Source organism: Halopseudomonas laoshanensis, assembly GCF_008365385.1.
Lineage (GTDB): Bacteria > Pseudomonadota > Gammaproteobacteria > Pseudomonadales > Pseudomonadaceae > Halopseudomonas > Halopseudomonas laoshanensis.
The window spans coordinates 1-13,141 of sequence record NZ_QOVF01000008.1 but is presented as its reverse complement, the minus strand read 5'-3'; the positions used below and the strand labels follow the sequence as shown (position 1 = coordinate 13,141).

At 56.5% G+C, this 13,141-nt stretch carries 12 protein-coding genes and 1 rRNA gene; 3 read left to right on the top strand and 10 right to left on the bottom strand.

From position 1 onward, the window contains the following. Positions 1–204 precede the first annotated feature (204 nt). Entirely contained in the window at positions 205–2,169 is a 1,965-nt protein-coding gene (locus DT594_RS16975) for an alkyl/aryl-sulfatase (RefSeq protein WP_149334120.1), read from the top strand. Positions 2,170–2,229: 60 nt separating this feature from the next. Here the strand turns inward: DT594_RS16975 and DT594_RS16970 are convergent, their stop codons facing one another. The 3 genes from DT594_RS16970 to glnT all read right to left on the bottom strand — a co-directional run bounded on the left by DT594_RS16970 (position 2,230) and on the right by glnT (position 5,445). Then, on the bottom strand, positions 2,230–2,841 hold the full coding sequence (locus DT594_RS16970; protein ID WP_149334118.1) for a TetR family transcriptional regulator: 612 nt from the start codon (positions 2,839–2,841) through the stop codon (positions 2,230–2,232). A 60-nt stretch (positions 2,842–2,901) separates the two neighbouring features. Next, positions 2,902–3,996, bottom strand: coding sequence for a putative urea ABC transporter substrate-binding protein (locus DT594_RS16965; protein ID WP_425460581.1), 1,095 nt, complete (start codon positions 3,994–3,996; stop codon positions 2,902–2,904). Positions 3,997–4,083: 87 nt separating this feature from the next. Beyond that, positions 4,084–5,445 carry a type III glutamate--ammonia ligase gene (gene glnT, locus DT594_RS16960; protein ID WP_149334116.1) on the bottom strand — a complete coding sequence of 454 codons (1,362 nt, stop codon included), beginning with the start codon at positions 5,443–5,445 and terminating at the stop codon, positions 4,084–4,086. Positions 5,446–5,598: 153 nt separating this feature from the next. Between glnT and DT594_RS16955 the strand changes: the two genes are divergently transcribed. Next, a complete protein-coding gene (locus tag DT594_RS16955) occupies positions 5,599–6,621 on the top strand; it encodes an alpha/beta fold hydrolase (protein WP_149334115.1) in 1,023 nt (340 codons plus the stop codon). Here DT594_RS16955 and DT594_RS16950 read toward each other — a convergent pair whose 3' ends face one another. Further along, the gene (locus DT594_RS16950) at positions 6,622–6,897 is read right to left on the bottom strand and encodes a DUF1127 domain-containing protein (protein ID WP_149334113.1); all 276 of its coding nucleotides are present in this window, start codon (positions 6,895–6,897) and stop codon (positions 6,622–6,624) included. It lies immediately after the preceding gene. 107 nt (positions 6,898–7,004) lie between these two features. Here DT594_RS16950 and DT594_RS16945 point away from each other — a divergent pair, with 107 nt between their 5' ends. Continuing rightward, on the top strand, positions 7,005–7,859 hold the full coding sequence (locus tag DT594_RS16945; protein WP_149334111.1) for a LysR substrate-binding domain-containing protein: 855 nt from the start codon (positions 7,005–7,007) through the stop codon (positions 7,857–7,859). On the opposite strand, the gene DT594_RS16940 is transcribed toward DT594_RS16945, so the two are convergent. From DT594_RS16940 to rrf, 6 genes are all read right to left on the bottom strand, one after another. Further along, positions 7,856–8,482, bottom strand: coding sequence for a class I SAM-dependent methyltransferase (locus DT594_RS16940; protein ID WP_149334109.1), 627 nt, complete (start codon positions 8,480–8,482; stop codon positions 7,856–7,858). The two genes, DT594_RS16945 and DT594_RS16940, sit on opposite strands and share 4 nt — an antisense overlap. 30 nt (positions 8,483–8,512) lie before the next feature. Next, complete coding sequence (locus DT594_RS16935; protein WP_149334107.1) at positions 8,513–9,610, bottom strand: sulfate/molybdate ABC transporter ATP-binding protein; 1,098 nt, start codon at positions 9,608–9,610, stop codon at positions 8,513–8,515. Continuing rightward, the gene (gene cysW / locus DT594_RS16930; RefSeq protein WP_149334105.1) at positions 9,610–10,476 is read right to left on the bottom strand and encodes a sulfate/thiosulfate ABC transporter permease CysW; all 867 of its coding nucleotides are present in this window, start codon (positions 10,474–10,476) and stop codon (positions 9,610–9,612) included. Before cysW ends, DT594_RS16935 begins: the two co-directional genes overlap by 1 nt. A 5-nt stretch (positions 10,477–10,481) precedes the next feature. Beyond that, positions 10,482–11,348, bottom strand: a complete 867-nt coding sequence (cysT, locus tag DT594_RS16925; protein ID WP_149334103.1) for a sulfate/thiosulfate ABC transporter permease CysT — start codon at positions 11,346–11,348, stop codon at positions 10,482–10,484. Positions 11,349–11,360: 12 nt separating this feature from the next. Beyond that, a complete protein-coding gene (gene cysP / locus DT594_RS16920; RefSeq protein WP_149334261.1) occupies positions 11,361–12,320 on the bottom strand; it encodes a thiosulfate ABC transporter substrate-binding protein CysP in 960 nt (319 codons plus the stop codon). Between the two features lie 516 nt (positions 12,321–12,836). Beyond that, positions 12,837–12,952 (bottom strand): 5S ribosomal RNA (gene rrf, locus DT594_RS16915). Between the last annotated feature and the right edge of the window lie 189 nt (positions 12,953–13,141).

Sequence of the window (13,141 nt, the reverse complement as noted above, 5' to 3'; positions counted from 1 at the left end):
CCAGTCTCATCGGCCGCCAAGCATAGCGAGTTAGTGTGGCAATTTGGCTGCACGATCTAAAAATAATATTCATCAAATTGCATCAATGCGTATTGCGCATCAAAAACGCACTAAAAATGCATTGGATATATAAGACTCCGCACTTCTATAGTCTTTACTACTGAAGGTTACTGCCGATAAAAACAACGCTGGAGTTTATCCACCATGCGCTACCGCCCGTTGCTGTTAACCAGCATCCTCACCGCAAGCTGCACCCTTAATGCTTTCGCTGAACCCAAGCCCGCAGAATCCTACACCGCTGAGCGCAACAAGGCGGTTCTAGACGACCTGCCCTTTGCCAATACCCAGGCGTTCGATGATGCCAAGCGCGGCTTTATTGCCGAATGGCCGGAAGGCAAGGTCACCGACAGCGAGGGCAAACTGGCCTGGAATATGGCGGCCTACGCGTTTTTGAATGGCAAAGCTGCGCCAGATACGGTCAACCCCAGCCTCTGGCGTCAGGCGCAATTGAATGCGATCCACGGCTTGTTCCAAGTCACCGAAGGCATGTACCAGATTCGTGGCATGGATCTGGCCAACATGACCATTATTGAAGGCAAGACCGGACTAATCATTATTGATCCCCTGCTGACCCCGGCCACCGCCAAGACGGGCTTGGATCTGTACTACCAGAACCGTCCACAAAAGCCGGTGGTTGCCGTGCTCTATACCCATAACCATGCCGATCATTTTGGTGGCGTCAAAGGTGTGATCAATGAGGCGGATGTGCGCGCGGGTAAGGTCAAGGTGTACGCACCCTACGGCTTTATGCAGCACGCGGTTTCCGAGAACGTGATTGCCGGTAATGCCATGGCGCGCCGCGCCACCTACCAGTTCGGTGCGCAGGTGCCTCCGGGTGAGCGCGGCCATGTGGATACCGGCCTGGGCAAGGCGTTGGCCAGCGGCCCGCTGACGCTGATCGCCCCGACTGACACAGTGCCTGATGATGCGACGCTGACCATTGACGGCATCGAGATCGAATTCCAGATGGCGCATGGCACCGAAGCCGAGTCGGAAATGATGATGTATTTCCCGCAGTTCAAAGTGCTCAATACCGCGGAAATCACCAGCCAGCATCTGCACAACATCTACACCATTCGCGGCGCAGCCATTCGCGATGCCAGCGCCTGGTCGCACTATATCGACAAGGCACTCGAGCGCTTTGGCGACCGCGCTGACATTCTTATCGCCCAGCACCATTGGCCGATATGGGAGCAGAAACAGGCCCAGCATTTTCTTGGTGTGCAACGCGATCTTTACAAGTTCATTCATGACCAATCGGTACGGATGATGAACAAAGGCCATCTTGCTGGCGATATTGCCGAGAACATCAAGCTGCCGAAAAGCCTGGATCAGGAATGGTACGCCCGCGGCTATTACGGCACGCTGAAGCACAATGCCCGGGCCATCTATCAACGCTATATGGGCTGGTACGACGCCAACCCGGCCAATCTCGACCCGCTGCCACCGCAGCAGAATGCGGCCAAGACCATCAGCTATATGGGCGGCATGGACAGGGTGCTGGAACAGGCCCGTGCGGATTTTGCTAAGGGTGAATACCGCTGGGTAGCCTGGGTCATGAGTCAGGCCGTATTTGCCGAACCGCAGAACAAAGCTGCACGCGAGCTCGGCGCCGATGCGCTGGAGCAGTTGGGTTATCAGGCCGAAGCGGGCACCTGGCGCGGAGCCTACCTGACCGGCGCCCAGGAATTACGCCAGGGAGCGCCAGAAGCGCGACGCGGTAATGGCCTGTCAGCGGATCTGTTGCAGGCACTGGAAGCGGGCATGTTCTTCGACCTGTTGGCGGTACGTCTGAACGCGGAAAAAGCCGAAGGCCGACACCTGGTGATCAACTGGAGCCTGACCGATATCGACGAGCAGTACCGCCTGAACCTGCAGAACTCAACCCTGACCTATCGCGCCGGCAGCCTGGCGGAGAATGCCGATGCCAGCGTCAGTATGACACGCGGCACCCTGGATCGTATTCTGTTGCGCCAACTGACCTTCCCCGACGCGGTCAAGGCGGGCGACATCAGCGTGGAGGGCAACCCCAAGGCGTTCTTCGGCTTGCTGCAACTGATTGAGGAACCGCCTGCCAACTTCGCGATTATCGAGCCGGTCGCGCAATAACTCTCACCCCAGAAACAACAAAGCCGGAGCGCGTGCCCCGGCTTTGTTGTTCATACCCATTTAATTCAGCATCAGCATACCGTGCAGCCGCTGCACAAAGAATTCCTCCTCCTGCTTGAGACAGAACAATTCAGGCGCAAATAGCCAGCTCTGGGTCACGCCCATCAAATAGGTGTAAACCAGCAGCCCGAGTTTGCCCGCTGGCTGCGTGGCAGGTATCTGCTGCAATTGCTGCGCCTGGGCGACTAGCTGTGACAAGGTATCGACAATATGCCGCGTCAGCTCTCTCTCGCGTTTGAGCGAGGGCGCCACCGCTTCGGTCAATTCGGTTTTGTTCAATAGAATTTCGAACGACTGCCGAAACCAGACATCTTCAGCGAGCAGGACCAGCCACTGCCTGGCAAAGGTATCAATTGCGGCAACCGGGTTGGCCGTCTCGCGAGCGGCATTGTCGATCAATTGCTCAAGCGGCTCCTGCGAGCAGGCCAGAACGGCCTGGTAGAGATCATCCTTGTTCTTGAAATGCCAGTAGATGGGCCCGCGGCTGTAGCCAGCTTCGGTGCCGATCATCGCCAGGGTGGTATTCGAGAAACCATTGCGGCTGAACAGCACCAGCGCGGCTTCGATGATTTTCAGGCGGGTTTTTTCCGCGTCTTCTTTGGTACGGCGCATGGGTGTTCCAATCGCATCACCCACCTCGACCGATCAGGCCGAGGCAGGTGGAGGGCTTTATCAGAGTGCGTCGTCAGCCGCCATTTGCATGTAGGAGGGATCGAAGCGCAGCTTGATATTATCGGTATCGCCCAGCGTTTTGCCACCGGGGAAGCTAATGCCAACAAAATCGGCAGAAGGCGCACCCTCGCCCAGCAGACCTTTCTCGAAGGAGAAGTCACGAACGCTGTCCATTGCCTCGACCGCTTCGTCGCTGGAAATGAATGCGACTGCGTCGGCCGGCTTCCAGAACATTTTCATGCCTGCCAGTTGTGCTTCATAACCGGCCTGGTCCGTACCAGAGGCTTCGCCCAAAGCTGCACGAGCTTCCTGACCTGCTTCACTATCGGTACCCATCTCAGCCATCAACTCGAACCAGGCGCCGACCAGTGCTTTGCCCAGTTTGGGGTTGTCTGCCAGGGTCTGAGTGTTAACCACGGTCAGATCCTTGATGTGACCGGGGATCTGGCTGGAATCGAACACGCGATTGGCACCCGGCATCTTCGCCACGTCATCCAGCAACGGGTTCCAGGTCACTACGTTTTTCACGCCAGGCGTGCTGAAGGCAGCCACAATATCCGCGTCCCCGGTGTTGACCACGGTCACGTCACGCTCGCTCATGCCGACGCTGTCCAGCGCTCGGGCCAGCAGATAATGCGAAACAGACAGCTCAACCAGATTGATTTCCTGACCTTTGAGGTCCTTGATATCGCTGCTGTCTTTCATCACCAGGCCGTCATTGCCATTGGAATAATCGCCAACGATCAACGCCGTGGTATCCACACCCCCGGCGGAGGGAATCGACAATGCATCCATGCTGGTCGCGACTACGCCGTCAAACTCTCCGGCGGTGTACTGGTTGATGGATTCGATATAGTCGTTGATCTGCACGATCTCGACTTCGATACCGTACTTGTCGGCCCACTTTTTCATGATCCCGGATTCATCAACGTATTTCCACGGAATCCAGCCGGCGTAAATGCTCCAGGCGATCTTGAAGCTGTCACGTTCCTGGGCGTAAGCGGCGGGCACCATGATGGCCGAAGCGGCCATGGCCAGAACTGCGCCTTTGAGTAAGCCGCTGAGGCGACGGGTAAAGGGAAGAGGCTTTTGCATGTTTCAACTCCTGGGGGATATGAGGCTGTTGCCTGTTATGGGTAAAGCACAGCAAAAGGCGCGCCAGCTTTTGCTGGCGCAATGAAATCAGAAGAATTTCAGATAACGCTGAATTTCCCACTCGGATACGTGGGTGTGATAGCTGGTCCACTCTTCGCGCTTGAACTGCACGAAGCTGTCGAACATCGCCTGACCAAAAACCTGCTTGGACAGTGGGTCCGCTTCAAAGGCGTCGACGGCTTCGCCTAGGTTTTGCGGCAGCATTTCGATACCCATCTCGCGCACTTCCTTGTCGCTGTAGTTGTACATGTTCTCGCGGTGCGGTTGACCCGGATCCATGGCCTCGCGGATGCCCTCCAGACCTGCAGCCAGAATCATCGCCGCGCCCAGATACGGATTACAGGCGATGTCCGCCGCGCGGCATTCCACCCGGCCACCCTGCGATGGAATACGCAACATATTGGTGCGATTATTATTGCCGTAGCAGACAAACACCGGTGCCCAGGTCGAGCCGGACATCGCGCCCTTGCGCACCAGACGTTTGTAGCTGTTGACCGTCGGCGCAATCACCGCGCTGATAGCCCCGGCGTGTTTCATGATGCCGGCAATAAAGTGATAGGCCATCTCGGTGACGCCACAGCCGTGAGTGTCTTCGCCATTGGCCGGATCGAACAGGTTCTTGCCGGTCTCGCGGTCAGCCAAAGACATGTTGTAGTGCGCGCCGCTGCCGGTGCGGTTGGCCGAGGGCTTGGGCATAAAGCTGGCAAAGGCGCCGTGCTTGCGGGCAATTTCGTTGGCCATCAGGCGAAAGAACACCAACCGGTCGGCCATGCCTAGCGCGTCGGTATAGGTGAAATCGGTCTCGAACTGGCCGTTGGCGTCTTCATGATCGAAGGAATAGACATCCCAGCCCATGCTGTTCATCGCCTCTACCAGTTCACCGACGATATGCATGTTATCGCCCAGGGTGCGCGGGTCGTAGCAGGGCTTGGCCAGAATATCGCGGCCGCTAATAGGTTCAAAGCCACCATCGGCACTGTCCTTGAACAGGAAGAACTCGGTTTCAATGCCCAGATTGAAGGTGAAGCCCATATCCGCGGCGGCCGCAACCTGGCGCTTGAGAATGCTCCGCGAGCAGGCTTCGAAAGGCGCGCCCTCCAGGTGCAGGTCGCTGGCGAACCAGGCAAGTTCGGGGTTCCACGGGCAGACGGTCATGGTTGCAACGTCGGGCATCGCCGCCACTTCGTTATCCGCGATATCCTGCGGTACACCATCCAGCGCTGCTCCGGTGAAGAGTTCCGAGCCCTTGAGCATGCGGCCGATATGCGAGATGGGTACAAACTTTCCCTTGATGATGCCGTGAATATCCACATAACCGGCCAGAGCGTATTTCACGCCCTTGTCTTGCAGGGTTTGCTTAAGGTTTTCGGGTGATGGCTGAACGGTCATGACTGCACTCCAGAATGATAAAAGCGCCGACAACGGCGAGCTTGGTATGATTCTTCCATTCAACATACATGCCAGCATGCATGTATAAATACGTACGACGCTGTTCCGCGTTGCTTTCATGGGCATCTACATATCGAGAGAGGAGTTGCAGTAATGTCGGTATATCAAGGACTTGAGCAAATCATTCAGTTGGGGAATATGCCTCTGCAGAGCGGCGATATATTGCGCGACGCCTGGCTCAGCTATGTCCAGATCGGGGAACTGAATGCGGCGGGCGACAACCTGATTCTGATCCCGACGTACTATGGTGGAACACACGAAGGCGTTTTGCCCCTTATTGGTGCACAGGGCCCGCTTGATCCAGACAGGTACTGCATTGTCATTCCCAACCTGATCGGCAACGGGCGCTCGATCTCACCGAGTAATGCACCCAACAATCAGGCGCGCGGTCATTTTCCGCACGTCAGTCTTTACGACAATGTCATAGCGCAGAAGCGTTTGCTGGAAAGCCGCTTTGCCGATGCCTCACCCGCGCTGGTCATGGGCTGGTCCATGGGCGGTATGCAGGCGTTGCAATGGGGCTGCCTGTATCCACAACAGGTCAAACGCGTGATGAGCATCTGCGCCACCGCACGCTGTTGGCCGCACAACCAGGTATTTCTCGAAGGGGTGAAGGCAGCGTTGACCTGCGATCCGGCTTGGCATGACGGCTTTTATCATCACCAACCAACGGCCGGGTTAAAAGCCTTTGCTCGCGTTTATGCCGGCTGGGCCTATAGCCAAGCGTTCTTCCGGGATGAGCTTTATCACCAACTCGGGTTTGAAAGTATTCCGGCGTTATTGAAGTACTGGGAGGATGACCATCTGGCCCAGGATGCCAACAATCTGCTGACCGTACTGGAAAGCTGGAAGGCCGCCGATATCAGCCTCAATGACAGCTTTAATGGGGATATTGCCGCGGCCCTCGGAGCCATCACAGCAAAGACGCTGATCATGCCCTGCTCCACGGACCTGTACTTCACAGACCAGGATGCCGCCTGGGAAGCCACAAAGATGCCCAATGCCGAGTGTATGCCTATCGTTTCCGACTGGGGTCATTGTGCGGGCGCGCCAGGGCGCAATCCGCCGGATACTGCAAAGATTCTGGCGGCCTGCGCCAAGCTTCTCGAGCACTGATCACATCTCGCGCCGCTGCTCATCCGTCCCGACGTCGTCCCAGAACGGCCTGGCACTTTCTCGCTGCGCTTCAGCCCGGGTGATACCAATATCCCGAAGCTGATGCTGGTCCAGCGAGCCGAGTAAGCGCCGCTCATAGGCCAGTCGCTGCCAACGTTGTACGCGACGCACCATTGCCAGCACCAGGGTCTTTGCGTGGCCTGGGAAACGGCGCAGAGCCCGCCCGTGATCCTGACTATACTGTTCTACCACAACCTGCTTTCTTGCTACTTTCATCGCCATATCCTCCATATACCCTCCATAGGGTATGGCGCTAGTCTTGCGCTGGAGCTAACATCAATCCAACGAATGTTTATGATGCTTGCCATCTCAGGAATTGATCTATGGCCAACTTCCCCACGATCGACAGCGAGTTGTTACGCACCTTCGTCGCCATCGCCGACCAAGGCGGTTTTACCCGCGCAGCCGAAGTCCTGAACCGGACCCAATCAGCGGTCAGCATGCAGATGAAGCGTCTGGAAGAGGACGTACTGCAGCGTGCGCTGTTTCTCAAAGAGGGTCGGCAACTCGGCCTGACCGCAGAAGGTCAACTGCTGCTGGGCTACGCACGGCGCATTCTGAAACTGCAGAGCGAAGTCATGAGCAGCCTGCGTGAACCGCATATGGTTGGCAGCGTACGCGTGGGTACGCCGGATGATTATGTCATGCGCTTTATGCCCAGCATTCTCGCCCGCTTTGCGCAGACCTATCCGATGGTCCAGGTAGAGCTGCATTGCGAGCCCTCCTTTCATCTGTTGCAACGCAAGGATCTGGATCTGACCATCGTGACGCGGGAGCCGGGCAAGGAAATCGGCCAGTTACTGCGCCAGGAACAGATCGTCTGGGCGCAGGCAGCCGGCTTCGACCTGAACGAACAATCAAGCCTGCCGCTGGCGATGTTCAACGCCGAATGCTTCTGTCGCGATTGGGCCTGCAACGCGCTGGATACCATGGGTCGGGATTATCGCGTGGCTTATACCAGCCCCAGCCTGTCGGCGATCATGGCGGTGGTCAGCGCCGGGTTGGCAATCACCGCGCAATTACAAAGTCTGATCCCGGCTGACATGCGTATTCTCGGCGTTGACGATGGCCTGCCGAGCATGCCTAGCGCGAGTATCGTACTGCTGCGCAATGCGCAGACGCGGTCGCCGGTGAGCGAGTGTCTGGCAGACTATATCGCCGATGGTTTCAGACTTTAGGCCAGCGCTTCCTGCTGCGCCCATCCACTGTAGATATAGGTCATTGGCCGCGGGCCTGGCAGATATTCGGTCGCTATTTCGCCAATATTGAACCCGGCATCCCGCAGCAGCTGTGGGATGTCGCGATTGAGATGGCAACCGCCAGCGATTGGTTTCCATATCGGGGTCAACCGGTGCTGCCAGCGTCTGACCGACGCATCTGGAGCCAGCCCGTGCTCGCAGAACAACAAGCGCCCGCCGGGCTTGAGCACCCGCAACATTTCGCGCAGGGCTGGTAGCGGATCGGCAATCGAGCACAGGGTGAAGGTCATGACGATGGTATCGAATCGGTCGTCCGCCGCATGGATGCCTTGCACATCCACCGCGATCATTTCCACCGGAATGCCACACGCGGCTGCACGCCGCAGGGCCAACGTCTGCATCTGCGCGGCCGGGTCCACCCCGACAATAGAGGTTACCTGGTCAGGACGATAGAACTGCAGGTTGAGCCCGGTGCCTATACCGATTTCCAGTACCTCGCCCATCGCCTGCGGAACGATGCGTGAGCGCGCTTTCATCACGTCGCCCATGCCACAGGCAATGTCGATCATCCGCGGCAATACATAGCGCTCGTATGGATTCATCGGACCTCCCGTTGCGGGCGGGCGGCGGCGTCAGTCTTTAATCCAACTGAGCGTTTGCGGTTGCCCCTGATGTGCGTCAAACAGATGCCCAACGTCCGGAACAGCATAGCATCGGTCGCCGCGCTGTGGCTGCCAACGGTTGAACTCCACATGACTGATACCCACCTCCCAGGGCTCTTCCGACTGCCAGCCACAGGGCAAGAGCTCCAGCCGTACCTCAGCGCCGATCAAACTGATTGACTCAATACGCAAGGGCAAATTGGCGTGCTCTGCGGGTTTGTCCTGCAAGCGCACTTCATGTGGGCGCAAATACAGCTGCACAGCTTCATCGGTTATCGGTGCGGGCATATCCACCCAGCCCTCGCCCTGAGCCAAACGTTGGCCCTGCAGGGTACCGTTGAACACGTTCACATGCCCAAGAAAGTCGAAGACAAAACGGCTCTCCGGCTGAGCGTACAGGGCCTGGGGATTATCGACCTGCTCAATCTTGCCGGCGCTCATCACCACTACCCGATCAGATAGCTCCAGCGCCTCTTCCTGATCGTGGGTGACGAACACACTGGTAAAGTGCAATTCGTCATGCAGCGCACGCAACCAGCGGCGCAGATCTTTGCGAACCTTGGCATCCAGCGCGCCAAATGGTTCGTCCAGCAACAGGATCTGCGGCTTCATCGCCAGCGCGCGGGCCAGGGCAATGCGCTGTTTCTGTCCGCCGGACAGCTGCGAAGGAAAGCGATCAGCCAAATGACTCAGCTGCACCATTTCCAGCAGCTCACCAACCTGCTTGCGAATATCCGCGGTGCCAGGGCGCTCCTTGCGTGGGAGCACCTCCAGACCAAAGGCAATGTTCTGCGCGACGGTCATATGCCGGAACAACGCATAGTGCTGGAACACAAAGCCAACGCGTCGCTCGCGCACATGCAGCGACGTGACATCTTTGCCATGAAATAGAATGCGGCCCTGCTCTGCCGTCTCCAGGCCGGCGATGATGCGCAGCAAGGTGGTCTTGCCCGAACCCGAAGGCCCTAGCAACCCGGTCAGCTCACCATCTGGGATCTCCAAAGAGATATCCTTGAGGGCCTGGAATTGGCCAAAATACTTGTTGATACCGTCTAGGGTAATACTCATCAGCGACTGTCCGATTGGTCAGATAACGGGGCGCGCTGGCGGGACTGGCGCCACTCGACAAAACCTTTTACCAGCAGGGTCAGCAGCGCAATTCCCGCAAGCAGCGACGCACTGGTGAAAGCCCCAACCGCGTTGTAATCCTGATATAGCAGCTCGACATGCAGCGGCAGCGTATTGGTTTCACCGCGAATATTGCCGGACACCACCGATACGGCACCGAACTCACCCACAGCCCGGGCATTGGTCAATATCACGCCGTACAGCAGCGCCCACTGGATATTCGGTAGTGTCACCTTGCGGAATAGTTTCCACCCTGAAGCGCCTAGTACCACACCGGCCTCTTCTTCCTCGCGGCCTTGCTGCTGCATCAAAGGAATCAGCTCGCGGGCAACAAAGGGGCAAGTGACGAACACAGTCACCAGCACAATGCCTGGCCAGGCGAACATCAGTTGCACGTCCTGATCCATCAGCCAGCTGCCGAGCCAGCCGTTACTGCCGTACAGCAACAGATAGAGCAAGCCCGCCACAACTGGCGATACGGCGAAGGGGATGTCGATCAAGGTAATCAGCACCTTGCGTCCCGGAAATTCGAAGCGGGTTACCAGCCAGGCGAGAAACACGCCGAAAACCAGGTTGATGGGTACCGTTAGTGCCGCTACAAACAGCGTCAACCCGATAGCACTCAGCGTGTAGGTATCGGTGAGATTGTTCCAAAAGGTTTGCGCGCCTTCGGAAAAGGCCTCAACGAAGATCAGCACCAGCGGAATGACCAGTAACAGTATGGTCACGCTCAGCGCCAGGGTAATCAGCCCCCATTTGACCCAGGGTTGATCACCGATACGCAAAGTAGATTTTGACCGGCTCATGGCGCTTACCGTCCATGCAGGCGGCGTAAGTAACGCGCCTGCCATAAGTTGATAGCCAACAGCAGGACCAGCGAGGCCATCAGCACCACCGACGCAATCGCGCTTGCTGCAGCGTAATCGAACTCCTGCAGGCGGATGAAGATCATCAAACTGGTGATCTCGCTAACGTAAGGCATATTGCCGGCGATAAAGATCACCGCACCGAACTCGCCCAGGCTGCGAGTGAACGACAGCGCAATACCGGTCATCAAGGCTGGCCACAGGGAGGGGAATAGAATGCGCCTGAACACCGTCCAATCCGAAGCGCCCATACTCACCGCCGCTTCTTCATCTTCCGGCGCCAGATCCTCCAGTACCGGCTGCACCGTGCGCACCACAAAGGGCAGACTTGTAAAAGCCATTGCGACCACAATGCCCAGTGGCGTAAAGGCAACCTCTATACCTAGCGCAGCCAGATACTCGCCATACCAGCCGCCCTCGGAGAACAGCGCCGCCAGGGTAATACCCGCGACCGCTGTCGGCAGCGCAAAGGGCAGATCCATCAAGGCATCAACGATGCGCTTGCCCCAAAACTCGTAACGCACCAGTACCCACGCGAGCAAAAGCCCAACCACGCCGTTAAACAGCGATGCGATTGCTGCTGCCCATAAGGTCACCTTGTAGGAAGCGACGACGCGCTCATCACTGATCACCGCCCAATAATCAGCCATGCTCATACCGGAGGTCTGAACGATAAGACCGGTTATCGGCAGAATCAGTATCAAGCTGATAAAGAGAAGGGAGACACCCAGACTCAAAGCAAAACCCGGCAAGACGCGCTTGCCGGGTTTGTTCCTACTCGCCGACGATAAGCCGGCCACGGTTGTACTCATGGAAAGATTCGATTACCTGCGCTGAAGTTGATCCAGTTTACCACCACTGGCAAAGTGAACCTTCATCGCGTTCTCCCAATCGCCAGCAATCTCTTCGATAGGCACAAGCTCCACCTCTGGAAATTTATCAGCAAATTCTTCGCTGACGGTTTCGTTGTGCACGCGGTAGAAGAAACCAGCAATCAGTCGTTGTGCTTCTTCGCTGTAGAGGTATTCAAGGTAAGCTTTGGAAACCGCCTCAGTGCCGTTACGTTCAATATTGCGGTCGATCCAGGTCACCGGCATTTCCGCCAGGAAGCTCACTTTAGGTACTACGACTTCGTAGCCACCGTCCGGGTACTGCGCAACGATGTTATTCACCTCCGATTCGAAGGTCAGCAGGACATCACCGATCTCCCGCTCAACGAAGGTCGTGGTAGCGCCGCGGCCGCCGGTGTCGAAGACGGCAACATTGCTCAGCACCGTTTTCAGAAACTCATCAATCTTTGCCTCATCACCTTCAAAAGTCTTTTGCGCGTAACCCAGTGCCGCGAGATAAGTGTAACGGCCATTACCAGAGGTTTTTGGATTTGGCAGTACAGAGGTGACGCCTTCGCGAGCGAGGTCATCCCAGTTCTTGATGTTTTTCGGATTGCCCTTACGAACCAGGAAAGCCATGGTTGAATAATAGGGCGAGCTGGCATTCGGCAACCGCTCGCGCCAATTTTCCGGAATCAGATTGCCGCGTTCGTGGAGGATGTCTACATCAGTCACCTGGTTGTAGGTAACCACGTCGGCACGCAAACCTTGAATGATAGCCTGCGCCTGCTTGGATGAACCGCCATGCGACTGCTTGATTTCAATCGTCTTGCCGCTCTCTTCCTGCCAGTGTTTACTGAAGAGTTCGTTATAGTCAGAGAAGAGTTCGCGCGCGATGTCGTAGGAGGAGTTGAGTATCTCTTGATCTGCGGCATGGGCTGGCGTCATCACCATACCGGCGCTCACAGCCAATACGCCAGCCGCGCCTTTTAAGCGTCCCAATACTGATAATCCACCAACCATATAAACCTCCACAGGCATATCAAGATATGCAGTTCCGTTTGAACAGGAAACACAGCCTACAGAATGCTCGGACATAGAACAATATTGGCTTTAGACGGATTTGCTTATTACTTAAACCACTAAAGCATAAGGAATATTTGAAGCTGGAAGAGGGTCCAGGGGCGTGATGAGCGCGTCAATGACATTTGTGCTGGTAATGGGTGATCCGTCTATCGTCTGTGCCCTTTGTCTCCGTCGCTACACCCCTGCACCCTCAACCCCACGTAGAGCCACCCCGTCATTCCCGCCTGCGCGGGAATGACGGGGTGGGCCAGGCATGACCAAGTAAAGGTCGGCCAATGAGGATGATTTGCGGGTGTCGGTGTTGTGCGCGGTCTGCTGTGTGAGTTTTCCTGCGCGCAAAGTAAAACCCCGGACATCTTTCGATATCCGGGGTTTTGGTATAGCGCTTGACGATGACCTACTCTCACATGAGGAAACCTCACACTACCATCGGCGATGCATCGTTTCACTTCTGAGTTCGGGATGGGATCAGGTGGTTCCAATGCTCTATGGTCGTCAAGCAATTCGTTGCTGTGCAGTTTTTAGTCTACACGGCGTAAAGGGGTGGTTCGGTGATAGAAATGTTTTTTTCATAGCGGTAACTGCAATCCCAATCCAAGTTCGGATTGTCGTTCATCGGTGTCATGACCACACCAAATTGCTTGGGTGTTATATGGTCAAGCCACACGGGCAATTAGTACTGGTTAGCT

What these genes read in the sequence shown, in the direction of transcription:
- DT594_RS16945 (WP_149334111.1), top strand. Translation starts at nt 7,005, where the DNA reads ATGGCCAACTTCCCCACGATCGACAGCGAGTTGTTACGCACCTTCGTC.
- DT594_RS16935 (WP_149334107.1), bottom strand. Translation starts at nt 9,610, where the DNA reads ATGAGTATTACCCTAGACGGTATCAACAAGTATTTTGGCCAATTCCAG.
- DT594_RS16955 (WP_149334115.1), top strand. Translation starts at nt 5,599, where the DNA reads ATGTCGGTATATCAAGGACTTGAGCAAATCATTCAGTTGGGGAATATG.
- cysW (WP_149334105.1), bottom strand. Translation starts at nt 10,476, where the DNA reads ATGAGCCGGTCAAAATCTACTTTGCGTATCGGTGATCAACCCTGGGTC.
- DT594_RS16940 (WP_149334109.1), bottom strand. Translation starts at nt 8,482, where the DNA reads ATGAATCCATACGAGCGCTATGTATTGCCGCGGATGATCGACATTGCC.
- cysP (WP_149334261.1), bottom strand. Translation starts at nt 12,320, where the DNA reads ATGGTGATGACGCCAGCCCATGCCGCAGATCAAGAGATACTCAACTCC.
- DT594_RS16975 (WP_149334120.1), top strand. Translation starts at nt 205, where the DNA reads ATGCGCTACCGCCCGTTGCTGTTAACCAGCATCCTCACCGCAAGCTGC.
- DT594_RS16965 (WP_425460581.1), bottom strand. Translation starts at nt 3,996, where the DNA reads ATGCAAAAGCCTCTTCCCTTTACCCGTCGCCTCAGCGGCTTACTCAAA.
- glnT (WP_149334116.1), bottom strand. Translation starts at nt 5,445, where the DNA reads ATGACCGTTCAGCCATCACCCGAAAACCTTAAGCAAACCCTGCAAGAC.
- cysT (WP_149334103.1), bottom strand. Translation starts at nt 11,348, where the DNA reads ATGAGTACAACCGTGGCCGGCTTATCGTCGGCGAGTAGGAACAAACCC.
- DT594_RS16970 (WP_149334118.1), bottom strand. Translation starts at nt 2,841, where the DNA reads ATGCGCCGTACCAAAGAAGACGCGGAAAAAACCCGCCTGAAAATCATC.
- DT594_RS16950 (WP_149334113.1), bottom strand. Translation starts at nt 6,897, where the DNA reads ATGAAAGTAGCAAGAAAGCAGGTTGTGGTAGAACAGTATAGTCAGGAT.